Genomic DNA, 24,899 nt, shown 5'->3' with positions numbered 1-24,899 from the left:
GCCTTACAGGAATCAAAATGCGGGAGGAGGCTTGCCCCCTCCCACCTTTGTTTGGTCAGCGCGGCTCGATATGCGCGATCATCAGTTGCACGGTTTCATTGCCCCGGAACTCGTTCACATCCAGCTTGTAGGCCAGTTCCACCCAACGCACCGTCGGGTTCGGCCAGACCTCCCGATCCACCCCGAACGCGATGCCGTCGAGCTTCACCGAACCGCACTCACTCTTGAGCACCACTTTCAGGTGGCGCTCCCCCACCACACGTTGCTCCACCAACTGGAACACGCCATGAAATAACGGCTCGGGAAAGTGCTGCCCCCATGGGCCGGCATGTCGCAGAGCGCGGGCCAGTTCCAGGTGGAATTCCTCCACCGCCAGAGTGCCGTCGGACAGCAGGCGGCCCGTGAGGTCTTCTTCGCGCAATTGGCGACGCACTTCGGCATCGAAGGCTTGCGCGAACAGTGGGAAGTTTTCCTCAGGCAATGTCAGCCCCGCCGCCATCGCGTGCCCGCCGTATTTCGCGATCAGCGTGGGATGCTGGCTGGCAACCACGGCCAGGGCGTCGCGGATGTGAAAACCCGGCACAGAGCGCCCTGAGCCTTTGAGCAGGCCGTCCCCGGCGTCGGCAAAGGCGATGGTCGGCCGGAAGTAGCGCTCTTTCATGCGCGACGCCAGGATACCGATTACTCCTTGGTGCCACTGCGGGTCGAACAGGCACAGGCCATAGGGCATGGAGTCCACCGGCAAGTCCTTGAGCTGGGCCAGGGCCTCGCGCTGCATGCCTTGCTCGATGGATTTGCGGTCCTGGTTCATGCCGTCCAGTTGTGCGGCCATCTCGCGCGCCGCGGCAACATCTCGGGTGAGCAGGCATTCGATGCCCAGGCTCATATCATCCAGGCGCCCGGCGGCATTGAGCCGTGGTCCGAGAATAAAGCCGAGGTCGGTGGAGGTGATTCGCACCGCGTCGCGCTTGGCCACCTCCAGGATCGCCTTGATCCCCGGCCGCGCCCGTCCGGCGCGGATGCGCTCCAGCCCTTGATGCACCAGGATGCGGTTGTTGGCGTCCAGGGGCACCACGTCCGCGACGCTGCCCAGGGCAACCAGATCGAGCAGATCACCAATATTGGGCTGCGGTGTGTTCGCGTATCGGCCCAACTCGCGCAGGCGCGCGCGCAGGGCCATCAATACGTAGAAGATCACGCCGACACCGGCCAAGGCTTTACTGGGGAAGGTGCACCCCGGCTGGTTCGGGTTGACGATAGCATCCGCCGCCGGCAACTCTTCCCCCGGCAAGTGGTGATCGGTCACCAATACCTTCAGCCCGGCCGCCTTGGCCGCGGCCACGCCTTCGACGCTGGAGATACCGTTGTCCACGGTGATCAGCAATTGCGGCTCGCGCTGCAGGGCCACGGCGACGATTTCCGGCGTCAGGCCGTAGCCGTATTCGAAGCGATTGGGCACCAGGTAGTCGACATGGGCAGCGCCCAGCAGCCGCAGGCCCAGAGTGCCGACGGCGCTGGCCGTGGCGCCATCGGCGTCGAAGTCGCCCACGATCAGGATGCGCTGGCGCTGCTCCAGCGCCGTCACCAGCAGATCCACCGCCGCGTCGATGCCCTTGAGCTGCTGATAGGGAATCAACCGCGCCAAACTCTTGTCCAGCTCGGCCTCGGACTGCACCCCGCGCGCGGCGTAGAGGCGGGTCAACAGCGGGGGCAGTTCACCGAGAAACGGCAGGACGGCGGGCAATGGGCGGGGATCGATACGCATGGGGTGACGGGCGCTTCTCTTCTAATACAACGGTTAAACAGCAAGGCTGAAATCAACTGAACTCAATCGCGTTCGCCGACCAGCCATTGCAGTTGCACTTCATGCTGGCCGCGGTCGTCGGTGACGAAGATCGTACCTTCGCTGATCATCACGTCCCACTTGATCACGCGGGGCATGTCCTTGGCCAGGGTCTCGAGGACCTCATGCGGTACGGCTGCGATGTGCACATTCTTCAGGTTGTTGGCCACCGGCACCACCTTGCCTTCCCACACGCGCAGGCTACCGTACGCCAGCAGGCTGGTGCGCTCGGTGCGACGCGAGCACCAGGTCAGGCGGTCGGCATCGGGCTGGCCGACTTCGATCCAGTGCAATACACGGTCATCCAGGCTTTTCTCCCACAAGGCCGGTTCGTCTACATCTGACAGGCCACGGCCAAACGACAACTGCTCGTTGTACCAAAGCGCGTAGGCCAGGAGCCGCACGGTCATGCGTTCTTCAGTCTCCGACGGATGGCGAGCGATGGTCTGTTTGACACTCTCGTACACCGAGCGATCGAGGTCGGTGAGGTTAAGTTCGAATTTGTAGGTCGTGGACGGCTGGGCCATGAACGGGCTTCTAGAGACAAGGAAAGGCGGCCAGTCTAACCGATGGCGACGCCAATCCACGAATACTGCGCTGCATCCGCCTTATCCCTGGGCCCTCGCCTATGTTAAAAGGCATCACACACCTGTTCTGCGCAGCCAAGGATCCCCATGTCGTTTAATGCCAAACCGCTTGCCGGCCTGAAAGTCATCGAACTCGGCACCCTGATCGCAGGCCCGTTCGCCTCACGTATCTGCGCGGAATTCGGCGCCGAGGTGATCAAGGTCGAATCCCCGGACGGCGGCGATCCGCTGCGCAAATGGCGCAAGCTGTATGAAGGCACATCGCTTTGGTGGTTCGTGCAGGCGCGCAATAAGAAATCCCTGACGTTGAACCTCAAACACCCGGATGGCCTGGCCATTCTCAAGCAACTGCTGGCGGATGCCGACATTCTGATCGAAAACTTCCGTCCCGGCGTGTTGGAAAAACTTGGCCTGAGCTGGGAGACCCTGCACGCGCTCAACCCGAAACTGGTGATGGTGCGGCTGTCGGGTTTTGGCCAGACCGGGCCGATGAAGGACCAGCCAGGGTTCGGCGCGGTGGGCGAATCCATGGGCGGGCTGCGTTATATCACGGGCTTCGAAGACCGCCCGCCGGTACGCACCGGGATTTCCATCGGCGACTCTATCGCGGCGTTGTGGGCGGTAATCGGCGCGCTGATGGCGCTGCGGCATCGCGAGGTCAACGGCGGCCAGGGCCAGATGGTCGATGTGGCGCTGTATGAAGCCATTTTCGCCATGATGGAAAGCATGATTCCCGAGTTCGACGTGTTCGGCTTCATCCGCGAACGCACCGGCAACATCATGCCCGGCATCACGCCCTCCTCGATCCACACCAGCGCAGACGGCAAGCATGTACAGATCGGCGCCAATGGCGACGCAATCTTCAAGCGTTTCATGGCGACCATCGGTCGTGACGACCTGGCCAACGATCCCCAACTGGCCAGCAACGACGGTCGCGACAGTCGCCGCGATGAGCTATACGGCGTGATCGACCGCTGGGTCAACGCCCTGCCGCTGGATCAGGTCATAGCGCAACTGAACCAGGCCGAGGTGCCTGCCAGTCGCATCTACAGCGCCGAGGACATGCTGGGAGACCCGCAGTTTCTGGCCCGGGAAATGTTCCTCAAGGCACAACTGCCCGGCGGCAAGGATTTCAAAATGCCTGGCATAGTGCCCAAGCTGTCGGACACGCCCGGCAGCTGCGAGTGGGTCGGCCCGCAGCTGGGCGAGCACAACGGCGCAGTCCTGAGCGAGCTGGGGTACGACACGGCGGCGATTGCACGCCTGCGTGAGGAAGGCGCGATCTGATACGCCATCGGCACAGGCGAAGGCTTGCTCGGTTCGGCCTGGGCGCACAGAAGGCTGGCGGGGGCGTAGCGTCGCCCCCGCCCTGACAAATCGCAGGCAAAAAGAAACCCCGAAGAGTGGGGAGACACTTCGGGGTTAAACGTGGCCTACAACAAGACCAGTACAACAAGCCACAAACACCGGAGCACAATGTTTGCTCTTGCTGTTACGAAATCTGACCGGGCACGCTGTAGGAAGTTTCCATAAATAAACAATTCTTCATGCGCGCACGGCGCCGCGAGTCTGGGCGGCATTGCGCAGCGCGGCGATCACCGACGGTTCCAGCCGCCCTTCGGCGATTTTGATATCGCGCAACAGGCAATCCACCACATCCACCAGCCCGCGCTTGTCCATCAACTGTGCGCGATCGAATTCACGCTCGACCACGATCGCGTCAGCAGGGTTCCTGACAGTCACCAAGCACTCATCCTGCATACCCGCGGTGGTCAACGTCACCTGATAAGGGCTCAGTGCTTCTTCGAGCAATAGGCTGATAATTTCCATCTCGATCACCACTCAATAGTTCGCAAACATTCTTGTAAACGGGAGCTGCATCTTTCCTTAGTGACTGGTTGTGACGTAGGAAAGTTCGCTTTTTTGTTTATGTGGGGTCGCCGGGGGATGACGTCTCCAGCATGCGCTTGCAACATGACAGGCAAAAAACGGCGGCACATAAATGCTTACGCAATGGGCTGCTGTTTTGGGGTTTGCCGGGCGCCAAGGCTGAGGCTGACGCTGAATCCTATACTCGATAAGCGCTGGCCGCGCTGCGGTGCAGACACAAGCGCATGTCAAAAGGCCCATATTGCGAAGGATAAATAGCGATGGCGGAACACAATGAACCGCAGACGTCGACAGACAGAATGCACGCAGAGGTGTCTCGTATTTTTGCCTAGGTGTCACGGATGAATGCCGAGATATCACGCATGAATGCAGAGCAAAACAAACTTCACGCAGAATCGCTGAAGATAACGTGTGAGACGTTCTGGTACCCGGTGGCTATCGCGACAGGCTTCTATGCCGCTGTGGGCACAGTCATCGTGGTCGCGCAGAAACTATTCTCGTAACGCGAGACCGGGCCTGCCAGAAACGAAAACGCCGCTGACCCAAGGCAGGGAAAGCGGCGTTTTTGCATTCGCGATGGGCCTTACAAAGGCTTACCGCGATTGCCATGCTGGCTCACAAACGCCTGCACAACCTTCAGGTCATTGGCCAACACCGTGCAGCGCTCTTCGCGCTCGAACAGGTTTGTGAGATGCGCCGGCAGTTCAAGAGCCTTGCCGACCCCGGCCTGCTCCACCGCTTCCGGAAATTTGACCGGGTGGGCGGTGCCGAGGATCACCATCGGGATATCCAGGCTGCGACGGCATTCGCGGGCGGCCTTTACACCGATGGCGGTGTGCGGGTCGAGCAACTCGCCGGTGTGGGCGTAGACTTCGGCGATGGTTTCGCAGGTCTGCGCATCGTCCACGGCCAGGGAATCGAAGAGCTTGCGGGTTTCGGTCCAGCGCTCTTCATCAACGCTGAAACCACCGCCACTCTTGAATGTGTCCATCAAGCCGGCAATGGCCGCACCGTTGCGACCATGCATGTCGAACAGCAGACGCTCGAAGTTCGACGACACCATGATGTCCATGGACGGCGACAATGTGGCGTGCAGGGTTTCCTTGACATACTGGTTGCCGCTCATGAAGCGGTGCAGGATGTCGTTGCGGTTGGTGGCGACGATCAACTGGTTGATCGGCAGGCCCATGTTACGCGCCAGGTAGCCGGCGAAGATGTCGCCGAAGTTGCCGGTCGGCACCGAGAACGACACCGAACGCGCCGGGCCACCCAGCTGCAGGGCGGCGTGGAAGTAGTAGACGATCTGGGCCATGATCCGCGCCCAGTTGATCGAGTTCACCGCCACCAGACGCGTGCCCTTGAGGAAGCTCTGGTCGGCGAAGCTGTTCTTGACCATTTCCTGGCAGTCATCGAAATTGCCTTCGATGGCGATGTTGTGGATATTTTCGCCGAAGATAGTCGTCATCTGGCGACGCTGCACTTCCGACACGCGCTGGTGTGGATGCAGGATGAAGATGTCGACGTTTTCGCAGTGCTTGCAGCCTTCGATCGCCGCCGAGCCGGTATCACCGGACGTGGCGCCGATGATCACCACACGCTCGCCACGCTTGGCCAGCACGTAGTCCAACAGGCGACCCAGCAATTGCAGAGCAAAGTCCTTGAATGCCAGGGTCGGGCCGTGGAACAGCTCCAGCACCCATTCGTTGCCGTTCAACTGACGCAACGGTGCGATGGCGCTGTGGGAAAACACGCCGTAGGTCTCTTCCAGAATCTTCTTGAAATCGGCATCCGGGATGCTGCCGGTGACGAACGGGCGCATCACCCGAAACGCCAGCTCGTGGTACGGCAGGCCGGCCCACGAAGCAATGTCTTCCTGGGTAAAGCGCGGCAGGTTTTCCGGCACGTACAGGCCGCCGTCGGTGGCGAGCCCCGCCAGCAGGACGTCTTCGAAATTCAGGGCCGGTGCCTGGCCGCGGGTGCTGATGTAGCGCATAGGGGCAAACCTTCGGTTTGGGCTTCAAGCTTCAAGTGACAAGCTTCAAGTTAGAGCAGATCTGCTTCTACTTGAAGCTTGCAGCTTGGCGCTTGCAGCTGAATTAATTCAAATGTTCGACGCGAATCCGGACTACCGGCCCAACTACGCCCTGGAGAGCTTCAAGAGCCTGGATGGCATCGTTGATGTGTTGTTCCAGCACACGGTGGGTCAGCAGGATCATTGGCACCTGGCCATTTTGCTCCTCGACTTCCTTCTGCATGATCGATTCGATGTTGATGCCGCGCTCCGACAGGATGCTGGCCACCTGAGCCAATACGCCAGGGTGATCCTGAGCCTGGATGCGCAGGTAGTAGGCACTTTCGCAGGCTTCGATCGGCAGGATCGGATGGGCGGAGAGCGAGTCCGGCTGGAAGGCCAGGTGCGGCACGCGGTTTTCCGGGTCGCTGGTCATGGCGCGAACCACGTCCACCAGATCGGCGATCACCGACGAAGCAGTCGGCTCCATGCCGGCGCCGGCGCCGTAGAACAGGGTCGAGCCGGCGGCGTCGCCGTTGACCATCACAGCGTTCATCACGCCATTGACGTTGGCGATCAGGCGGTCGGCCGGGATCAGCGTCGGGTGCACACGCAACTCGATACCCGCCGGCGTGCTGCGGGCCACGCCCAGGTGCTTGATGCGATAGCCCAGGGCTTCGGCGTAGTTGACGTCGGCGGTGGTCAGCTTGGTGATGCCTTCGGTGTAGGCCTTGTCGAATTGCAGCGGGATACCAAAGGCGATGGACGCCAGGATGGTCAGCTTGTGCGCCGCGTCGATGCCTTCCACGTCAAACGTCGGGTCGGCTTCGGCGTAGCCCAGGGCCTGGGCCTCGGCGAGCACGTCTTCGAAGGTGCGGCCCTTCTCGCGCATTTCGGTGAGGATAAAGTTACCGGTGCCGTTGATGATACCGGCCACCCAGTTGATACGGTTGGCGGACAGGCCTTCACGGATCGCCTTGATCACCGGGATACCGCCGGCTACCGCGGCTTCGAACGCCACGATCACGCCCTTCTCGCGGGCTTTGGCAAAGATCTCGTTGCCATGCACGGCAATCAGCGCCTTGTTGGCGGTGACCACATGCTTGCCGTTCTCGATGGCCTTGAGCACCAGTTCGCGGGCCACGGTGTAGCCACCCACCAGTTCGATGACGATATCGATCTCGGGGTTGGTGGCCACGGCGAAGACATCGTGGGTAATCGCAATACCGGTCGTTTGGAACTGAGGCTTTGGCGAACGCGTGGCAATTTGTGCCACTTCAATTCCACGCCCTGCACGGCGCGAAATTTCTTCAGCGTTACGCTGAAGAACGTTGAAGGTACCGCCACCGACGGTCCCTAACCCACAGATGCCTACTTTGACCGGTTTCACTGAAGAACTCCCCATGAAACGGCCGACGCTAGGTCGGCCGTGGAAAACAGCCGCACAACCGCGGCTTTCAATTAATGGCCCGCCGACTTATCCGCGGGCCATGATCGTCAAAGGTTCGACGATGCTGGTTTATTTGGCACTCAGCGCCAGTTTGGCAACTTGTGGCGCCGGCTGGTAGCCCGGAATCACTTGGCCGTCTGCCAATACGATGGCCGGCGTGCCGTTCACACCGATGGACTGGCCGAGGGCGAACTGCTTGGAAACCGGATTGGCGCATTTAGCGGCCTTGATTTCCTTGCCGTCGACCATCTTGTCCATGGCGGCCTTCTTGTCGGCCGAACACCATACAGCCTGCAACTGCTCGTCACCCGGCGAACCCAGGCCCTGGCGCGGGAACGCTACATAGCGCACTTCCACGCCCAGCTTGTTCAGCGCAGGCACTTCGGCGTGCAGCTTGTGGCAATACGGGCAGGTGGTGTCGGTGAACACGGTGATGTGGGTCTTGGTTTCGCCAACCGCCGGGTACACCACGGTTTCAGCCACAGGAATGCCATTGATCAGCTTGGACACACCCAGGCGCTCGGCCTTCTCGGTCAGATTGACCGGCTTGCCGTCCTTGAGCTGGAACAGGTAGCCCTGGACGATGTACTGACCGTCGGCACTGGCATACAGCACGCGGCTGCCCTTGAGCTTGACCTCATACAGGCCGGCCATGGGGCTGGCGCTGATGCTTTCGATCGGGGTGTCGAGCTGCAGGTTGGCCAGGCTCTTGCGAATGGTCTGTTCGGCCGCGTCATCCGCGACGACAAAGGTGGAAACCAACGCAATCGCTGCGGCGGCAATAATCTGGGTCAAGCGCATGGAAACTCCTGAAGGCAGACGCAGGGACGGGAAGGAGCGCCGGTCTGGAAACACGGGCCTGTGCCGTCCCCTTTGCTAACCGGCAAAGCCTACCACAGTTGGGCCGCAGGGCAGCCCGTGGCGGGACAAATTGGCGGTTTTCACCCACGCGGATGGTGCTTGGCGTGCAGATCCTGCAACCGTGCGCGCGCTACATGGGTATAAATCTGGGTTGTGGATAAGTCGCTGTGTCCGAGCAGCATCTGCACCACGCGCAAATCCGCGCCATGGTTGAGCAAATGGGTGGCGAAAGCATGACGCAACGTGTGCGGCGACAGGGTCTTGCCGATCCCGGCGACCTTGGCCTGATGCTTGATGCGATGCCAGAAGGTCTGGCGCGTCATCTGCTCGCCGCGCTGGCTGGGGAACAGCACATCGCTGGGGCGCCCGCCGAGCAATTCGCTGCGACCATCGCGCATATAGCGCTCAACCCACACAATCGCCTCCTCTCCCATCGGCACCAGCCGCTCCTTGCTGCCCTTGCCCATTACCCGCAGTACGCCCTGGCGCAGGTTGACCTGCTCCAGGGTCAGGCTGATCAGTTCGGTCACCCGCAGGCCGCAGGCGTACAGCACTTCCAGCATGGCGCGATCGCGCTGGCCGATGGCTTCGCTGAGGTCGGGGGCATTGAGCAAAGCGTCGACGTCGGCTTCCGACAGGGATTTAGGCAGCGGCCGGCCCAACTGTGGCATCTCGATTTGCAGCGTCGGGTCGAGGCTGATGAGTTTTTCGCGTAGCAGATAGCGATAAAAGCCACGCACACCCGAGAGGAATCGGGCAGTGGAACGGGGTTTGTAGTTTTGCTCCAGGCGCCAGGCCAGATGATCGAGGATCAGCTCACGACCCGCATTAATCAGTTCGAGGTTTTTATCCTGCAACCAGCCGTTGAACAAGGCCAGGTCGCTGCGATAGGCCTGGCGCGTGTTATCCGACAAGCCTTTCTCCAGCCAAAGGGCGTCGAGGAAGCGGTCGATCAAAGGGTGGTCAATGGCAGGCATGGGAGCTCGAACAGGTAAATAGCGGAAGGGTAGATCCTAGCGCGGACCTTAAATCGCGGGCACAAAAAAGCAGCCCGTAGGCTGCTTTTTTCTGCATCGGAAGCTGGGCTTAAGCCAGTTTTTCCTTGATGCGAGCTGCTTTACCGGACAGGTCACGCAGGTAGTACAGCTTGGCTTTACGTACGTCACCGCGACGCTTAACGGCCATGCTGTCGATCTGCGGGCTGTAGGTCTGGAAAGTACGCTCTACGCCAACACCGTTGGAGATTTTACGAACAGTGAAAGCACTGTTCACACCACGGTTACGCTTGGCGATTACCACGCCTTCGAACGCTTGCAGACGCGAACGGTCGCCTTCCTTCACTTTCACCTGAACGACAATGGTGTCGCCCGGGGCAAAGGTAGGGATCTCTTTGGTCATCTGCTCTGCTTCGAGTGCAAGGATGATTTTGTTAGTCATGCTGTGCTCCTAAGGTAAGTCATTGGACCTACCATCGATACGTTGTTAACTATCGTCCCGCGCGAGGATGTATTCCTCGAGCAGCTTCTTCTCTTCTCCAGAAAGCGAGCGGCTTTCCAGAAGATCGGCGCGTCGTTCATAGGTCCGACCAAGGGACTGCTGTAAACGCCAACGCCGGATGTGTGCGTGATTGCCACTTAGCAATACGTCGGGAACACGCTGATCCGCATACACCTCCGGACGGGTGTAGTGCGGGCAATCCAGCAAACCATCCGTGAAGGAATCTTCCTCCGCAGAGTCCGCATGCCCTAAAGCTCCAGGCAGCAGTCGTGTAACCGCATCTATCAGGACCATCGCCGGCAGCTCGCCACCAGACAGGACATAGTCCCCAATCGACCACTCTTCATCGACATGAGCTTCAATAAAACGCTCGTCAATGCCTTCATAGCGACCGGCAATCAGGATCAGTGCGTCCTCATTCGCCAGTTCGCGTACCGCCGCCTGTTTCAGCTGACGGCCTTGAGGGGACAGGTAAATCACCTTCGCCTTCTCCCCGGCGGCTGCCTTGGCCCGAACCAACGCATCTTCCAGGGGCTTGATCTTCATCACCATGCCCGGGCCACCGCCAAATGGGCGATCGTCCACAGTGTGATGTCGATCCGTCGTGTAGTCTCGCGGGTTCCAACAGGTGAGCTGCAGCAGCCCCTGTTTCACCGCCCGACTGGTGATGCCGTACTCGCTGATGGCGGAAAACATCTCGGGAAACAAACTGATCACTTCAATGCGCAAATTAGCCACGCTTAGAAGTCCGCGTCCCATTCCACCTTCATCTCGCCCGCTGCCAGGTCGACGGCCAACACGCATTGCTCGGTATAGGGCAACAGGCGTTCGCGATCATCCAGGCTGCCAGCGCAAGGCTTGACCACCATTACATCATTGGCGCCGGTTTCCAGAAGATGATCGATTTTCCCGAGCAGTTGCCCCAGTTGATCAATAACCTTCAGACCTTCCAGCTGGTACCAGTAGTACTCGCCGTCGGTCAATTCAGGGAACAGGTTGCGCGGCACGCAGATCTCATAACCGGCCAGAAGACGAGCTTCTTCACGATCATCAAGACCCTTGAGCTTTGCGACCAGGAACTTATCGCTCCCGCGTCCACTGACCAGCTCGACCTGTTTCACGCTGCCTTCGCGCTTGAGCGTCCAGGTTTTGTACTGCAACAGGTTTTCAGTCGGATCAGTAAAGGAATACACCTTCACTTCGCCGCGAACGCCATGAACAGAGTAGATCTTGCCGATAACGATCAAATCATCAGCAACCGCTGGCGTCGCGTTCATATTGCTCAGGCTGCGGCCTTAGCCGAGTCCTTCAACAACTTGGCAACACGCTCAGAAGGCTGTGCACCAACGCTCAGCCAGTAGGCTACGCGCTCTTGGTTCACGGACAGGCGGACTTCTTGACCACGAGCGATCGGGTTGAAGAAGCCAACTTGTTCCTTGTGAGAGCCGTCACGTGGGTTGCGGCTGTCAGTTACGGTCAAGTGGTAAAACGGGCGCTTTTTGGAGCCGCCAAGGGCAAGACGGATTGTTAGCATGTGAACATCGTTCCTGTAGTCGGTGCTGCAAATCTAAATGCACAGCGGGCATAGGTGCCCGAAAGGCCGCATATTCTAAGGAATATCCCGACTTTTGCAAATGTCTTTTTCCGGCGCCTATGGCCGTGACACTCAGATCTGCTGGAGAGCCGTCGCTTAAAACGGCAGGTCAGCGCCCGCCAACGGCGGGTTTGCTGGAGATCCCACATCCCTGTGGGTCGGAGCAAGAGCAAGCCCTTGCTCGAATTCTTTACATCTTGGGCATGCCGCCGCCGGGCAACATACCGCCCATGCCGCGCATCATCTTGGCCATTCCACCCTTGGCGGAGAATTTCTTCATCATTTTCTGCATCTGCTTGTGTTGCTTGATCAAGCGGCCGATGTCCTGCACCTGGGTGCCGGAACCCATGGCGATCCGACGTTTGCGCGAACCGCTGATCAGCTCAGGGTCACGGCGCTCGGCCGGGGTCATGGAATTGATGATGGCTTCCATCTGCTTGAATTGCTTTTCGGCCGCGCCCTGGGCGTTGCCCATTTGGGCCAGGTTCACACCGCCGATGTTCGGCAGCTTGTCCATCAGGCCGCCGAGGCCGCCCATGTTCTTCATTTGCTGCAGCTGGTCGCGGAAGTCTTCGAGATCGAAGCCCTTGCCCTTCTTCAGCTTCTTGGCGAGCTTGTCGGCCTTGTCCTTGTCGAGAGTGGCTTCGGCCTGCTCGATCAAGCTGAGTACGTCGCCCATGCCGAGGATGCGCGAGGCGATACGCTCAGGGTGGAACGGTTCGAGCGCTTCGCTCTTTTCGCCCATACCGATGAACTTGATCGGCTTGCCGGTGATGGCGCGCACCGACAGCGCGGCACCGCCACGGGCGTCACCGTCGACCTTGGTCAGGATCACACCGGTCAGGGGCAGCGCGTCGCCGAAGGCCTTGGCGGTGTTGGCCGCATCCTGGCCGGTCATGGCATCGACCACGAACAGGGTCTCAACCGGATTGATCGCGGCATGCAGCGCCTTGATCTCGCCCATCATCTCTTCATCGATGTGCAGGCGACCGGCGGTATCGACGATGACCACGTCGATGAATTTCAGGCGTGCTTCTTTAATAGCCGCGTTGGCGATGTCGACCGGCTTCTGGCTCAGGTCCGACGGAAAAAAGGTCACCCCCACTTCGCCCGCAAGCATTTCCAACTGCTTGATGGCCGCCGGACGGTAGACGTCGGCCGACACGACCATTACCGATTTCTTCTTGCGCTCTTTGAGGAAGCGCGCCAGCTTGCCGGCGGTGGTGGTCTTGCCCGCACCCTGCAGACCGGCCATCAGCACGACGGCCGGTGGCACGGCGCTGAGGTTCAGGTCTTCGTTGGCCGCACCCATCAGGCTTTCGAGTTCGGCCTGGACGATCTTCACGAATGCCTGGCCCGGCGTCAGGCTGCGGGACACTTCAGTGCCGACCGCTCGCTCCTTGACCGAGTTGACGAAGTCCTTGACCACAGGCAAGGCAACGTCGGCTTCCAGCAGCGCCATGCGCACTTCGCGCAGGGTGTCTTTAATATTGTCCTCGGTCAGCTTGGCCTTGCCGGTAACGTGGCGCAGCGTCTGCGAGAGACGGTCAGTCAAGTTTTCAAACATGCGCGATCCTTTCAGGCCCTATTCAACGAAGTGCGTTGTAGACCGAGGTAATGGCGGCCCAGGCTGTGGTAAATCGCTGTTAAAAACAGCGCTCGGCGAGCCTGCGGCGTGGGCAGGTCGCGGATTATAGCGAAGACTGCGTCCATGCACACCCGCTGTCTGGCCCGGGAGTCTTTCGTGGAGCGCAGGTGTGTGCCAAACTCAGCGCCTTTCGGGCTTGCCTATCAGGATTTATGCTCCCTTTGCCACCCAGTTTGCTACCCAGTCTCGCCGCCGCCCTGCTGTACGCCGCTGCGACCCTCTACCAGGGCACTCGCCTGGCCCAATGCGCCAAGGCCGACAAGCGCCTGCTGGTCGGCCTGGGCGTCCTCGCCCTGCTGGCACACGCCGCGAGCCTGTTCACCCACCTGTTGACGCCGGTCGGCCTGGCCCTGGATTTTTTCAGCGCCGCCAGCCTGATCGCCGCCGCGGTGATTGCCCTGACGCTGCTCGCCTGCTCCCGCATCCCGGTGGAAAACCTGCTGGTCCTGTTATTCCCGCTGGGCATGCTCACCGTACTGCTGGCACAGTTCGCCCCTACCGGCACCGTGCAGGTCATCGACGAAGAGCCGGGCATGCTCGCCCACATCCTGCTGTCGATCCTCGCGTACGGCATGTTTACCATCGCGGTATTCCAGTCCCTGCTCCTGCTGCTGCAGGACCACCAGCTCAAGCACAAACACCCGCTGGGCCTGATCAAGAACTTCCCGCCGCTGCAGACCATGGAGAGCCTGCTGTTCGGCTTCCTGTGGGCCGGCTGGACCCTGCTGTCGCTGTCGTTGATATCCGGCTGGGTATTCGTCGAGAACCTGTTCGCCCAGCATCTGGTGCACAAAACCCTGCTGGCATGCCTGGCGTGGGTGGTGTTCAGCGTACTGCTGTGGGGCCGTAACCGCCTCGGCTGGCGCGGACACAAGGCGATCCGCTGGACCCTGGCCGGCTTCTGCCTGCTGATGCTGGCCTATTTCGGCAGCAAGCTGGTTCGCGAATACATCCTGCATATCTGACGGGCAGCGATCATGGACAATTTGCCCCTGGGGCCGATGCTCGCGGTAATCGCCCTGCTGGTGTTATGGGCCGGGCTGTTTACCGCCATTGAAGCCGCCCAGCAGCACTTGCTGGCGCTGCGCCCCGGCACGCGCCAGGGCGACAAGGCCGCTGCCCGGCTGAATTTCCCGCGCAACAGTCTGATCCTCTGCAATACGCTGTGCCGTGGCGTGGTGGTGATCCTGTGCACCTTGCCGGCGATCCATGCCTGGGCGGAAAACGGCCCCTGGCTGGGCTGGCTGGTGTCCTGCGCGACCCTGCTGGTGCTGGCCGACTACCTGCCCCGCGCCCTGGCCACCCGCTATCCCCAGGCTGTACTCGGCTTTGGCAATACGCTGTTGGGCGTGCCCCTGAAAATCGTTTATCCGTTGGCCTGGCTGCTCAATGGCATCAGCCTGCTGCTGCTGCGCCCTTTCGCGCGCAAGACCGGCACGGTGAAAAACAGCGATGAGCCGTTGCCCGATCACGACGACGAACCCGCGCCTGAGGCGGACGAAGGCCGCTCCCACGGCATGCCCGGCATACACGCGCTGGACAACATCACGGTCAATGACATCCTGGTGCCGCGCAGCGAGGTCGACGGCATTAACCTGGATGACACCGTCGAAGAGATCATCGAACAACTGCGTACATCCAAGCGCACGCGCCTGCCGGTGTTCCACAGCGATATCAACCAAGTGCAGGCTGTATTGAACACGCGCCAGATCCAGCACCTGCTGCCCGACGCCAGCCTGACCAAGGAAGCCTTGCTCGCGGCCTGCCACGAACCCTACTTCGTGCCGGAAAGCACGCCGCTGCAATTGCAGCTGCTGAACTTCCACAAGCAACAGCGCCGCCTGGGCATGGTGGTGGACGAATACGGTGAAGTGCTGGGGATTGTCACGCTGGAAGATATTCTCGAAGAAATCGTCGGCGAATTCGAAAGCGAGCAAGGCATGGACAACCCGCACATCCAGGCCCAGCCGGACGGTCGCTATATCATCGACGGCGCCGCTTCTATTCGTGAACTGAACAAGAGCCTGAGCTGGCACTTGCCCAGCGACGGCCCCAAGACCCTCAACGGTCTGGTGACCGAGGCGCTGGAAACCATTCCTGACTGCGCGGTATGCCTGAAAATCGGCCGCTATCGTCTGGAAATCCTCGAGACCGAGGATAACCGGGTGGCCAAGGTGCTGATCTGGCATACCAGCCGGGTACCGGTCGCCGCGTAAGCACCTGACAGCAAACAGCTGCGATGTGGGAGGATCTTGCCAGCTCCCACATTTAGATTTGCGGTGTGTCGGCTCTTGTTGTAATTCCAGACCCCTTCCTATAATCCCTGCGGCTTACCCAAGCTTCGCCCGACCGCGTGCAACCCTGATCCATGGGTGTTCGACCAATAATAATCCGCGTCCAAAACGCGCAACGACCGTCAGGGATACCACCATGAGCACCACCTATAACGAGGCCGCAACCGCCGCCCCGAGCAACTCGACCGCGCGGGTTGCGACCGCGAGCATCGTCGGCACCGCCATCGAGTTCTACGATTTCTATATCTACGCCACCGCCGCGGCATTGGTGATCGGCCCGGTGTTCTTCCCGCAGAGCTCCGGCACCGCGCAGATGCTGGCGTCGTTCCTCACCTTCGGTATCGCCTTTATCGCCCGCCCGCTGGGCTCTGCGCTGTTTGGCCATTTCGGCGACCGCATTGGCCGCAAGTCGACACTGGTGGCGTCGTTGTTGCTGATGGGCGTCTGTACCACGCTGATTGGTTTGCTGCCCGGCTACGACAGCATTGGCGCCTGGGCGCCGATCCTGTTGTGTGTGCTGCGTTTCGGCCAGGGCCTGGGCCTTGGCGGGGAATGGGGTGGCGCGGCGCTGCTGGCGACCGAGAATGCGCCCAAGGGCAAACGGGCCTGGTTCGGCATGTTCCCGCAACTGGGGCCTTCGATCGGCTTTCTGGCGGCCAATGGCTTGTTCCTGATCCTGGCCATGAGCCTGAACGACGAACAGTTCCGCAGTTGGGGCTGGCGCATTCCGTTCATCCTCAGCGCCGCGCTGGTGATGATCGGCCTGTATGCGCGTCTGAAGCTGCATGAAACCCCGGTGTTCGCCAAGGCGGTGGCCAAGGAAGCACCGGTGAAGGTGCCGCTGGTAGAACTGTTCAGCCAGCATTGGCTGCCGGTGTTGCTGGGCGCCGCGTCGATGGTGGTGTGTTATGCACTGTTCTATATCACCACGGCGTTTTCCCTGAGCTACGGCGTTTCAACCTTGGGCTACAGCCGCGAAACCTTCCTTGGCCTGCTGTGCTTTGCGGTGCTGTTCATGGGATTGGCCACGCCCATCGCCGCATTGGCCAGCGACCGTTACGGGCGTAAACCCGTGCTGATCGTCGGTGCGATCCTGGCGATTCTGTCCGGTTTCACCATGGAGCCGCTGCTGACCCATGGTTCCACCTGGGCCGTGGCGCTGTTCCTGGCGCTGGAACTGTTCCTGATGGGCGTGACCTTCGCCCCGATGGGTGCGCTGTTGCCGGAGCTGTTCCCGACCCGCGTGCGTTATACCGGAGCTTCGGCGGCGTATAACCTGGGCGGCATCGTTGGCGCATCGGCCGCGCCATTCTTCGCGACCAAGCTGGTGGCGATGGGCGGGCTGAGTTATGTGGGTGGGTATGTGTCGGCGGCAGCGTTGCTCAGCTTGATCGCCGTGCTGTGCCTGAAGGAGACGCGGGATAACGATTTGAACAGGGTGGCCTGAAACCTGATCGTTCCCGCGCTCCGCGTGGGAATGCAGCCCAGGACGCTCCGCGTCCCAGCGTGACGCAGAGCGTCACAAGAGACATTCCCACGCAGAGCGTGGGAACGATGTGCGTCAAGGTGGCGTGATGGGCCGCTATCGGGGGCAAGCCCCCTCCCACTTTGATTTGTGAATACAGTCAAATGTGGGAGGGGGCTTGCCCCCGATGCTTTTAGAGTTCTACGACAACCGCTTTAGAAGCACGGGTAGCCTTGGCCCGAGCCGCTTCAATCGACTCATCCCGCGCCAACGCCACGCCCATGCGGCGCTGGCCGTTCACTTCAGGCTTACCAAACAGACGCAACGCCGTGTCCGGCTCGCTCAACGCGGCGCCGAGGTTGGCGAACGCGGTCTGGGTCGACTGCCCTTCCACCAGGATCACCGCCGACGCCGAAGGCCCGAACTGGCGGATCAGCGGGATCGGCAGCCCGAGAATCGCGCGTGCATGCAGGGCGAACTGCGACAGGTCCTGGGAAATCAGGGTCACCAGGCCGGTGTCATGCGGGCGCGGCGACACTTCGCTGAACCACACCTGATCGCCTTTGATGAACAGCTCCACGCCGAACAGGCCACGCCCGCCCAAGGCCTCGGTCACGGCCTTGGCCACGCGCTCGGATTCGGCCAGGGCAATCGGGCTCATGGCCTGTGGCTGCCAGGATTCCTGATAGTCGCCCTTTTCCTGGCGATGGCCGACCGGCGCGCAGAACGTGGTGCCGCCGATGTGGCGCACGGTCAGCAGGGTGATTTCATAGTCGAAATCGATAAAGCCCTCAATGATCACCCGGCCCTTGCCGGCACGCCCGCCCTCCTGAGCGTAGTCCCAGGCCTTCTGCACGTCGTCGGCGCTGCGCAGCAGGCTCTGGCCCTTGCCCGACGAACTCATCACCGGCTTGACCACGCACGGGAAGCCCAGGTCATGGACGGCCTTGCTGTAGTCTTCGAAGGTGTCGGCGAAGTGGTACGGCGAGGTCGGCAGGTCCAGTTCTTCCGCGGCCAGGCGACGGATGCCTTCACGGTTCATGGTCAGCGACGTGGCGCGCGCGGTCGGGATCACGGTGAAGCCTTCGGCCTCCAGTTCCACCAGGGTGGCGGTGGCGATGGCTTCGATTTCCGGCACGATGAAGTGCGGTTTTTCCGCTTCGATCACCGCACGCAGGGCGGCGCCGTCGAGCATGTTGATCACATGGCTGCGATGGGCCACCTGCATGGCCGGCGCATTGGCGTAACGATCCACGGCAATCACTTCAACGCCCAGGCGTTGCAGTTCGATTACCACTTCCTTGCCCAGCTCACCGCAGCCACACAGCAAAACGCGGGTCGCGGTCGGCGACAATGGAGTTCCGATTCGGGTCATCTCAGGTCCTCAGGGGAGCGGATCATGGGGAGAAAGGCCGGCATTTTACATGAACTGTAAAAATTGGCCTCAGTTGGCGACAGCCCGTTTGCGCAGGCGCCAGGCCATGATCAGCCACACCGCCGTGACCCCGGCGAATTTCGACACGAGCGCGGTGCCTGCCACCATCGGGGTCAGCGCGCCGATCAGGCCGAAGAAGATAAACGTATCGAGGGGAATGCTCAGCGCCGAACTTATCCACAGGCGGTCGTGCAACGGGCGCTTGGTGATGCTGAACACCAGCCAGTCGATGCACTCGGACACCGCGAACGCCGTGGCGCTGGCCAGGGCGATGGACGGGTCGGAGGTGATATACGACAGCACCAGCGCCGCCAGCATGGCAATGATCGCACCGTGGCCGAAGCGGGTTTGCACCATGTCGCGCAGGATAAACACCAGGCCACCCCAGGCGGACCAGATCACATCCAGGTGCGGGGCGGTGGAGAAGGCGAAGTTGATCAGCACGACGCTGCTGATGTAGGCGATCAGGAAGAGCATGGCGGGATGGGCCCTGTGTATAAGGGGCACAGGGTACTTCACATTAAGACATATGTCGTCTGGGGGGCCTTATCGGGGGCAATGGTTCAGGCGCCGGATTTACCAGAAGCCATAAACACCCACCCACTCGCCAAGGCCCGCTCATGGCACAACCCCAACACTACCCGACGCTCGGCATTATCCATGCGACTCCAGCGTGTGATTTCATCCACGGTGCGCTGGCAGCCGGTACAGATGTCATCATCATCCAGCGCGCAAATGCTCACGCAGGGCGATGCAACAGGTCGTTCAACTGCACTCATTCTTCCTGCTCAGCCAGATCACGGGCATAACGCTGCGAATTGTGTACATAGTGCGCGGCACTGGCCTCGAGCATCCTCTTCTGCGCCTCGGTCAATTCACGCACCACTTTGCCCGGCGAGCCCATCACCAGTGAACCATCGGGGATCTCCTTGCCTTCGCCAATCAGCGAATTGGCGCCGATAATGCAATGCTTGCCGATCTTCGCGCCGTTGAGCACCACGGCATTGATGCCGATCAGGCTGTAATCGCCAACGGTGCAGCCATGCAACATCGCGTTATGGCCGATGGTAACGCCGGTACCCAGGGTCAGCGGGTAGCCCATGTCGGTGTGCATCACGCTGCCGTCCTGCACGTTGCTGTTCCTGCCGATCAGGATCAGTTCGTTGTCGCCGCGCAATACCGCGTTGAACCAGACGTTGGCGCCCTCCTCCAGCTTGACCTTGCCCACCAGCGTGGCATTGGGCGCGACCCAACTGCTGGGATGCGTCTCGACGTGGGCTTCGCCCAGGCGGTATTTCATGGTTATTCCTCACGGCGGGCCATTCGTTCGATGGCTTAGCGATTAATAAAGCTCTTGGGTGGATTGTGCAGGCTGATCTGCGCGTCGTCATAGAGCACGTTGATCAGCTCGACGATCATGATTGCCGTCAACCCCCAGATTTTGTACTCGCCATAACGATAGCTGGGCACATACCAACTACGGCCTTGGTAGTCGATCCTGTGGGTATGTTCGCGCGGGTCCTGTCGGAAAAAATCCAAGGGTACGCTGAAGACAGCGGCAATCTCGGCATCGTTGGCCAGGTACTCGACGTAGTCGGGGATGACACCGACATAAGGCGTGACACGAATGCCATGCAGTGAGATCAGTGGACTCAGGGGGCCGATAATTTCCACCAGGCCCGGTGCCAGGCCGATTTCTTCCTCAGCTTCGCGCAGGGCGGTGAAGATCAGGTCCGGGTCTTCGGGGTCACGGCGCCCACCGGGAAAGGCCACTTCGCCACCGTGGGTCGACAGGCCGCTGGCGCGCAGGGTCAGGATCAGCTCAGGTTCGTCACTGCGGGTGATCGGCACCAGCACCGCCGCTTCAGGGAAACGCCCGTCAGTCTCCAGCGTATGCGGCGTGTGATTGCTTACCCGGCGAAGTAGCTCGTCCAGCATGAGTCATCTCGATCTGTTGGCTACCTGGCATCATGCACCAAAGCGCGCGGGCGCCCAAGCCCAAACCGGAGCGGTGTCGCTAAACGACAACTTGCAGGAACGCCTGGCCCCAAGCCAAGATGGACGCACTCTCCAGGAACCCCAGCATGAAATTCTGCAGCCAGTGCGGTAAACCGGTGACCCAACGCATTCCCGATGGCGACGCGCGCCTTCGCTATGTGTGCGATCACTGCTCGACCATTCATTATCAGAACCCCAATATCGTCGCCGGCACCGTGCCGGTGTGGGGCGACCACGTGCTGTTGTGCCGCCGCGCCATCGAGCCGCGCCTGGGTTACTGGACCCTGCCGGCCGGCTTCATGGAAAACGGCGAAACGGTGGAACAGGCCGCCATGCGCGAAACCCTGGAAGAAGCCTGTGCCCGCGTGCGCAACTTGAGCCTCTACACGTTGATCAACGTGCCGCACATCAGCCAGGTGCATATTTTCTACCGCGCCGAGCTGATCGACCTCGACTTCGCCGCAGGTGCCGAGAGCCTGGAAGTGAAGCTGTTCGCCGAAGCCGACATCCCTTGGTCCGAGCTGGCTTTCCGCACGGTCGGGCGTACCTTAGAATGCTTCTTCGCTGACCGCAGGCAACAGGCCTACCCGGTACGCAGCGAATCGGTGCCGCCACTCGCCAAGCCCGCCCAATAACAAACCGGCAGACGGCCTTCAAAGGGAAATCGTTTCAATGCGTTGGTTGCTTGCTTTGCTCTGCCTGTCGTTCGCCGCGTTGTCGTCAGCCTCCACCCTGGAAACCCTGGGCGGCAAGCCGGTCGAGAAAGTCCTGGTACTCAAGTCCGCCCATCAGTTGCAACTGATCAACGACGGCAAGCCGCTCAAGACCTATCGCATCTCCCTGGGCAAGAACCCCAAAGGCCCCAAGCTGATCGAAGGCGATCGCCGCACACCCGAAGGCCTGTATTGGATCGACTGGCGCAAGACCAGTGAGCGCTTCAACCTGGCCATGCACATCTCCTACCCTAATATCAGCGATGCCGCACGCGCACGCCGCGAAGGCGTCAAGCCCGGCAGCATGATCATGATCCACGGCACCCCCGACACCGAGGACTACCCGGAACAGTGGTTCCACACCCTGGACTGGACCGACGGCTGCATCGGTATGCGCAATGTGGACATGCGCGAAGTCTGGAACCTGGTCAAGGATGGCACGCTGATCGAGATCCGGCCGTAATCGTCGACCACTCGTAAAATAATTCGAAAAAAAAACCTCCCCCGACAATGCCCGCCGGTGAATACCAGTTCACCGCGCCGGCTACGCCGTTATGCACGCGCGGAAGACCTCTCTAATACCACTTGAAACCAGGCACCTGAACAGAGCCCTGACAGCCCTGTACGCACTGTTCTGGTGGCATTGACATGGTATTTAAGTGGTATTAGTTTTCGGCCATTACCGGGCGACAACACTCCAATAACGCATCGGAAACCTGACAGATGAATCCCATCCTGGCCCTGCGCCCCGACGACAAACAATCCACGCCGCTGTATCTGCAATTGGCGCGTAAGCTGGAAGCCGCGATCCATGCCGGCGAGTGGAAATCCGAACAGGCGTTGCCCTCGGAACGGGCACTCAGTGACCAGTTGAACATCTCGCGGGTCACGGCCCGCAAGGCACTCGAGGTGCTGTTTGCCCAAGGCCTGATCCGCCGCAGCCAAGGCTCCGGGACCTTTATCACGCCACGCCTGGAACAGCCGCTGTCGCGCCTCTCGGGGTTCAGCGAGATGTTGCGTCTCAAGGGCTTTGTGCCCAGCTCCCAATGGCTGGAGCGCGACATCACCCAGCCAACCCACGAAGAGCTGATCCGCCTGGCCTTGTCGCCCACCGACAAAGTGGCGCGCCTCAAGCGGCTGCGCAAGGCTGACGACACGGTGATGGCAATTGAAATGACCACAATGCCTGCCTCGGTTCTTCCACAGCCGCAAGCCATCGGCAACTCGCTCTACGAGTACCTGGAAAGCATCGGCAAACCCATCATGCGCGCGCTGCAGCACATTCAGGCGATCAACGCCTCGGACGAATTCGCCGCGCTGGTGGGCATCGCTCCAGGCACCGCCATGTTGCTGATGACCCGCGTGGGTTACACCGCCGACAACACACCGATAGAAATCACCGACACCTACTGCCGCAACGACTACTACGACTTCGTAGCGGAGCTGCGCAGATACGACTTTGCCGCCGAGCTGCGGCCTTAGAGAACTGCCATGTCCGAAGACAATATCCTCACGCCCGACGGTTGGATTCGTGGCCGCCTGGCGCATGCACATGGCAAGGTGACCGCCATTGAAGGCACGCCCTGCGACCCGGCCGACAACGATCTGCCCTACCTGCTACCGGGCTTTATCGACCTGCATGTGCACGGCGGTGGCGGCAAGGACATCATGCAAGGCACCTGCGCCTTCCAGACGATCACCCGCACCCATGTGCGCTTCGGCACCACGTCGCTGCTGGCCACCACCATGACCGCGCCGGTGGACGAGATCTCCCGCGTACTGGGCCAGCTCGGCACTTTCTGCGAGCAGCGCCCCGCCGGCTGCGCACGTGTACTCGGCGTGCACCTGGAAGGGCCCTACATCAATCCGGGAAAACTCGGCGCCCAACCTAATTTCGCCCACACCGCCTTGATGGAGGAAGTCGAGGCCTATCTGCGCCTGGCGCCGATCCGAGTGATCACCATCGCACCGGAAATCGCCGGCCACGATGCGTTGATCCGCGCCCTCAGCGAACGCGGCGTACGCATGCAGATCGGCCATACCCTGGGCAGCTATGAAGAAGGCGTCGCCGCCCTCGCCGCTGGTGCCACCAGTTTCACCCACTTGTACAACGCTATGAGCCCGCTGCATCACCGCGAGCCCGGGATCGTCGGCGCCGCACTGGCCCATGCCAAGTACGCCGAGCTGATCCCGGACCTGCTTCATGTGCACCCAGGCGCCATCCGTGTGGCGTTGCGCTCGATCCCATGCCTGTACTGCGTCACCGACTCCACCGCCGCCGCCGGCATGCCCGACGGCGAATACAAGCTGGGCAGCCACACCGTGACCAAATGCCTGGGCGGCGTGCGCCTGGCCGACGGCACCCTGGCGGGCAGCACGCTGACCATGGACCAGGCGCTGCGCAACCTGGTGAAGATCGGCCTGCCCATCAGCGAAGCCTCTCAACGCCTGTCGCAATTTCCGGCGGACTACCTGGGCCTGGAAGAACGCGGCCGCCTGCAACCCGGCAGCTATGCCGACTGCGTGCGCCTGGACCGCTCCCTGCACCTCACTGACGTAATGGTCGAAGGAGACACCGTTGACTTCAAAAATGCTTGAAGAGGCCCTCGCCTCCGCTGACGCGGTCGCCGCGCAACTGCAACGCCTGGGCCCGCCGCTGGAAGAAATCGCCGGCCGCTTGCGCCGCCAGCCGCCGCAGGTGGCGATGACCATCGCCCGTGGCAGTTCGGACCACGCCGCCAGCTACTTCGCCTACCTGGCCATGCAGCATGTGGGGATTCCGGTGGCGTCGTTGCCGATGTCGGTGGTCACGTTGCTGCAAGCGCCGTTGAAGGTCAGCGGCCAGGTAGCGTTCGGGTTCTCGCAGTCCGGCCAAAGTCCGGACCTGGTGGACAGCCTGCGCCTGCTGCGCAAGCGCGGTGCGTTGAGCATCTCGTTGGTCAACGCTGAAGCGTCACCGCTGCAAGCCGCGTGCGAATGCCACGTACCGCTGTGCGCCGGGCCGGAGCTGAGCGTGGCCGCCACCAAAAGTTTTATCGCCACCCTCAGTGCCAGCGCCCTATTGGTGGGGCACTGGAACCAGGAAGCAGACTTGCTGCAAGCCTGCCAGGCGTTGCCCGAGGGCCTGCGCGACGCCGCCGGACAGGATTGGCACCAAGCCGTCGAGGCCCTGCGCGACAGTCAGCGCTTGATGGTGATCGGCCGTGGTGCCGGTTTTGCCGTCGCCCAGGAAGCCGCGCTCAAACTCAAGGAAACCTCGGCAATCCAGGCCGAAGCTTTCAGCAGCGCCGAAGTGCGCCACGGGCCGATGGCGTTGATCGACGAAAATTACCCATTGCTGGTGTTCGCCCCGCGCGGCGCCGAACAGGCCGGCCTGCTGACGCTGGCCGCCGACATGCGCCAACGCGGCGCCCGTGTATTGCTGGCCGCGCCGGACGATATCGCCGAACGCGACCTGACCCTGAGCCGCGCCGAACACCCGAGCCTGGACCCGATCCTGGCGATCCAGAGCTTCTACGTGATGGCCGCCGGCCTGGCCGTGGCGCGCGGCATGGACCCGGACCAGCCGCGCCACCTGAGCAAAGTCACTCGCACTCACTGAGTCGATTGCCGT

General features: G+C 61.2%; 26 protein-coding genes. 9 read left to right on the top strand and 17 right to left on the bottom strand.

Features of this window, described 5'->3' with window-relative positions; translation table 11 throughout:
* Positions 1 to 55: 55 nt before the first annotated feature.
* Both recJ and G7025_RS10875 read right to left on the bottom strand, forming a co-directional pair.
* Entirely contained in the window at positions 56 to 1,765 is a 1,710-nt protein-coding gene (recJ, locus tag G7025_RS10880; RefSeq protein ID WP_181078925.1) for a single-stranded-DNA-specific exonuclease RecJ, read from the bottom strand.
* Positions 1,766 to 1,827: 62 nt separating this feature from the next.
* Positions 1,828 to 2,370, bottom strand: a complete 543-nt coding sequence (locus G7025_RS10875; protein WP_181078923.1) for a YaeQ family protein — start codon at positions 2,368 to 2,370, stop codon at positions 1,828 to 1,830.
* Between the two features lie 147 nt (positions 2,371 to 2,517).
* On the opposite strand from G7025_RS10875, the gene G7025_RS10870 reads away from it, so the two are divergent.
* A complete protein-coding gene (locus G7025_RS10870) occupies positions 2,518 to 3,717 on the top strand; it encodes a CaiB/BaiF CoA transferase family protein (protein ID WP_181078921.1) in 1,200 nt (399 codons plus the stop codon).
* A 258-nt stretch (positions 3,718 to 3,975) separates the two neighbouring features.
* On the opposite strand, the gene G7025_RS10865 is transcribed toward G7025_RS10870, so the two are convergent.
* The 10 genes from G7025_RS10865 to ffh all read right to left on the bottom strand — a co-directional run bounded on the left by G7025_RS10865 (position 3,976) and on the right by ffh (position 13,300).
* On the bottom strand, positions 3,976 to 4,260 hold the full coding sequence (locus G7025_RS10865; RefSeq protein WP_181078919.1) for a DUF3509 domain-containing protein: 285 nt from the start codon (positions 4,258 to 4,260) through the stop codon (positions 3,976 to 3,978).
* Between the two features lie 643 nt (positions 4,261 to 4,903).
* Positions 4,904 to 6,313: a threonine synthase gene (gene thrC, locus G7025_RS10860; RefSeq protein WP_181078917.1), complete on the bottom strand. Its 1,410-nt coding sequence runs from the start codon at positions 6,311 to 6,313 to the stop codon at positions 4,904 to 4,906.
* 103 nt (positions 6,314 to 6,416) lie between these two features.
* The gene (locus tag G7025_RS10855; protein ID WP_181078915.1) at positions 6,417 to 7,721 is read right to left on the bottom strand and encodes a homoserine dehydrogenase; all 1,305 of its coding nucleotides are present in this window, start codon (positions 7,719 to 7,721) and stop codon (positions 6,417 to 6,419) included.
* Positions 7,722 to 7,850: 129 nt separating this feature from the next.
* On the bottom strand, positions 7,851 to 8,582 hold the full coding sequence (locus tag G7025_RS10850) for a thioredoxin fold domain-containing protein (protein ID WP_181078913.1): 732 nt from the start codon (positions 8,580 to 8,582) through the stop codon (positions 7,851 to 7,853).
* A 140-nt stretch (positions 8,583 to 8,722) separates the two neighbouring features.
* Positions 8,723 to 9,619 (bottom strand): site-specific tyrosine recombinase XerD, encoded by an 897-nt coding sequence (gene xerD, locus G7025_RS10845; RefSeq protein WP_181078911.1) that lies wholly within the window; start codon positions 9,617 to 9,619, stop codon positions 8,723 to 8,725.
* Between the two features lie 109 nt (positions 9,620 to 9,728).
* The gene (gene rplS / locus G7025_RS10840) at positions 9,729 to 10,079 is read right to left on the bottom strand and encodes a 50S ribosomal protein L19 (RefSeq protein ID WP_003175895.1); all 351 of its coding nucleotides are present in this window, start codon (positions 10,077 to 10,079) and stop codon (positions 9,729 to 9,731) included.
* 45 nt (positions 10,080 to 10,124) lie between these two features.
* Complete coding sequence (gene trmD, locus G7025_RS10835; protein ID WP_181078909.1) at positions 10,125 to 10,898, bottom strand: tRNA (guanosine(37)-N1)-methyltransferase TrmD; 774 nt, start codon at positions 10,896 to 10,898, stop codon at positions 10,125 to 10,127.
* A complete protein-coding gene (gene rimM / locus G7025_RS10830; protein ID WP_003175898.1) occupies positions 10,880 to 11,416 on the bottom strand; it encodes a ribosome maturation factor RimM in 537 nt (178 codons plus the stop codon). The genes trmD and rimM overlap by 19 nt, the downstream gene beginning before the upstream one ends.
* Positions 11,417 to 11,421: 5 nt before the next feature.
* On the bottom strand, positions 11,422 to 11,673 hold the full coding sequence (rpsP, locus tag G7025_RS10825) for a 30S ribosomal protein S16 (protein ID WP_003238923.1): 252 nt from the start codon (positions 11,671 to 11,673) through the stop codon (positions 11,422 to 11,424).
* A gap of 250 nt (positions 11,674 to 11,923) precedes the next feature.
* The gene (gene ffh, locus G7025_RS10820; protein WP_003175900.1) at positions 11,924 to 13,300 is read right to left on the bottom strand and encodes a signal recognition particle protein; all 1,377 of its coding nucleotides are present in this window, start codon (positions 13,298 to 13,300) and stop codon (positions 11,924 to 11,926) included.
* A 233-nt stretch (positions 13,301 to 13,533) separates the two neighbouring features.
* On the opposite strand from ffh, the gene G7025_RS10815 reads away from it, so the two are divergent.
* The 3 genes from G7025_RS10815 to G7025_RS10805 all read left to right on the top strand — a co-directional run bounded on the left by G7025_RS10815 (position 13,534) and on the right by G7025_RS10805 (position 17,122).
* The gene (locus G7025_RS10815) at positions 13,534 to 14,346 is read left to right on the top strand and encodes a cytochrome C assembly family protein (protein ID WP_370694737.1); all 813 of its coding nucleotides are present in this window, start codon (positions 13,534 to 13,536) and stop codon (positions 14,344 to 14,346) included.
* A gap of 12 nt (positions 14,347 to 14,358) precedes the next feature.
* Positions 14,359 to 15,597, top strand: coding sequence for a transporter associated domain-containing protein (locus G7025_RS10810; protein ID WP_181078905.1), 1,239 nt, complete (start codon positions 14,359 to 14,361; stop codon positions 15,595 to 15,597).
* Positions 15,598 to 15,811: 214 nt separating this feature from the next.
* A complete protein-coding gene (locus tag G7025_RS10805; protein WP_181078903.1) occupies positions 15,812 to 17,122 on the top strand; it encodes an MFS transporter in 1,311 nt (436 codons plus the stop codon).
* 211 nt (positions 17,123 to 17,333) lie between these two features.
* Here G7025_RS10805 and purT read toward each other — a convergent pair whose 3' ends face one another.
* The 5 genes from purT to G7025_RS10780 all read right to left on the bottom strand — a co-directional run bounded on the left by purT (position 17,334) and on the right by G7025_RS10780 (position 20,513).
* Positions 17,334 to 18,515, bottom strand: a complete 1,182-nt coding sequence (purT, locus tag G7025_RS10800; RefSeq protein ID WP_181078901.1) for a formate-dependent phosphoribosylglycinamide formyltransferase — start codon at positions 18,513 to 18,515, stop codon at positions 17,334 to 17,336.
* A 69-nt stretch (positions 18,516 to 18,584) separates the two neighbouring features.
* Positions 18,585 to 19,052: a VUT family protein gene (locus G7025_RS10795; protein WP_181078899.1), complete on the bottom strand. Its 468-nt coding sequence runs from the start codon at positions 19,050 to 19,052 to the stop codon at positions 18,585 to 18,587.
* Between the two features lie 86 nt (positions 19,053 to 19,138).
* Positions 19,139 to 19,354, bottom strand: coding sequence for a DUF1289 domain-containing protein (locus G7025_RS10790; protein ID WP_181078897.1), 216 nt, complete (start codon positions 19,352 to 19,354; stop codon positions 19,139 to 19,141).
* Complete coding sequence (locus tag G7025_RS10785) at positions 19,351 to 19,875, bottom strand: gamma carbonic anhydrase family protein (protein ID WP_181078895.1); 525 nt, start codon at positions 19,873 to 19,875, stop codon at positions 19,351 to 19,353. The genes G7025_RS10790 and G7025_RS10785 overlap by 4 nt, the downstream gene beginning before the upstream one ends.
* 35 nt (positions 19,876 to 19,910) lie before the next feature.
* On the bottom strand, positions 19,911 to 20,513 hold the full coding sequence (locus G7025_RS10780; protein WP_181078893.1) for a CoA pyrophosphatase: 603 nt from the start codon (positions 20,511 to 20,513) through the stop codon (positions 19,911 to 19,913).
* A gap of 146 nt (positions 20,514 to 20,659) precedes the next feature.
* Between G7025_RS10780 and G7025_RS10775 the strand changes: the two genes are divergently transcribed.
* The 5 genes from G7025_RS10775 to G7025_RS10755 all read left to right on the top strand — a co-directional run bounded on the left by G7025_RS10775 (position 20,660) and on the right by G7025_RS10755 (position 24,887).
* Entirely contained in the window at positions 20,660 to 21,208 is a 549-nt protein-coding gene (locus G7025_RS10775) for an NUDIX hydrolase (protein WP_181078891.1), read from the top strand.
* A gap of 37 nt (positions 21,209 to 21,245) precedes the next feature.
* Entirely contained in the window at positions 21,246 to 21,749 is a 504-nt protein-coding gene (locus tag G7025_RS10770) for a L,D-transpeptidase family protein (RefSeq protein WP_181078890.1), read from the top strand.
* A 260-nt stretch (positions 21,750 to 22,009) separates the two neighbouring features.
* Entirely contained in the window at positions 22,010 to 22,768 is a 759-nt protein-coding gene (locus tag G7025_RS10765) for a GntR family transcriptional regulator (protein ID WP_181078888.1), read from the top strand.
* Positions 22,769 to 22,777: 9 nt separating this feature from the next.
* Positions 22,778 to 23,884, top strand: coding sequence for an N-acetylglucosamine-6-phosphate deacetylase (gene nagA, locus G7025_RS10760; protein ID WP_181078886.1), 1,107 nt, complete (start codon positions 22,778 to 22,780; stop codon positions 23,882 to 23,884).
* On the top strand, positions 23,865 to 24,887 hold the full coding sequence (locus tag G7025_RS10755) for an SIS domain-containing protein (protein WP_181078884.1): 1,023 nt from the start codon (positions 23,865 to 23,867) through the stop codon (positions 24,885 to 24,887). Before nagA ends, G7025_RS10755 begins: the two co-directional genes overlap by 20 nt.
* Positions 24,888 to 24,899: the final 12 nt, after the last annotated feature.

Origin of the sequence: Pseudomonas lurida (assembly GCF_013522705.1) — a bacterium.
GTDB lineage: Bacteria > Pseudomonadota > Gammaproteobacteria > Pseudomonadales > Pseudomonadaceae > Aquipseudomonas > Aquipseudomonas quebecensis.
The sequence above is the reverse complement of the archived record's forward strand: the minus strand, read 5'-3'. Positions and strand labels throughout refer to the sequence as shown.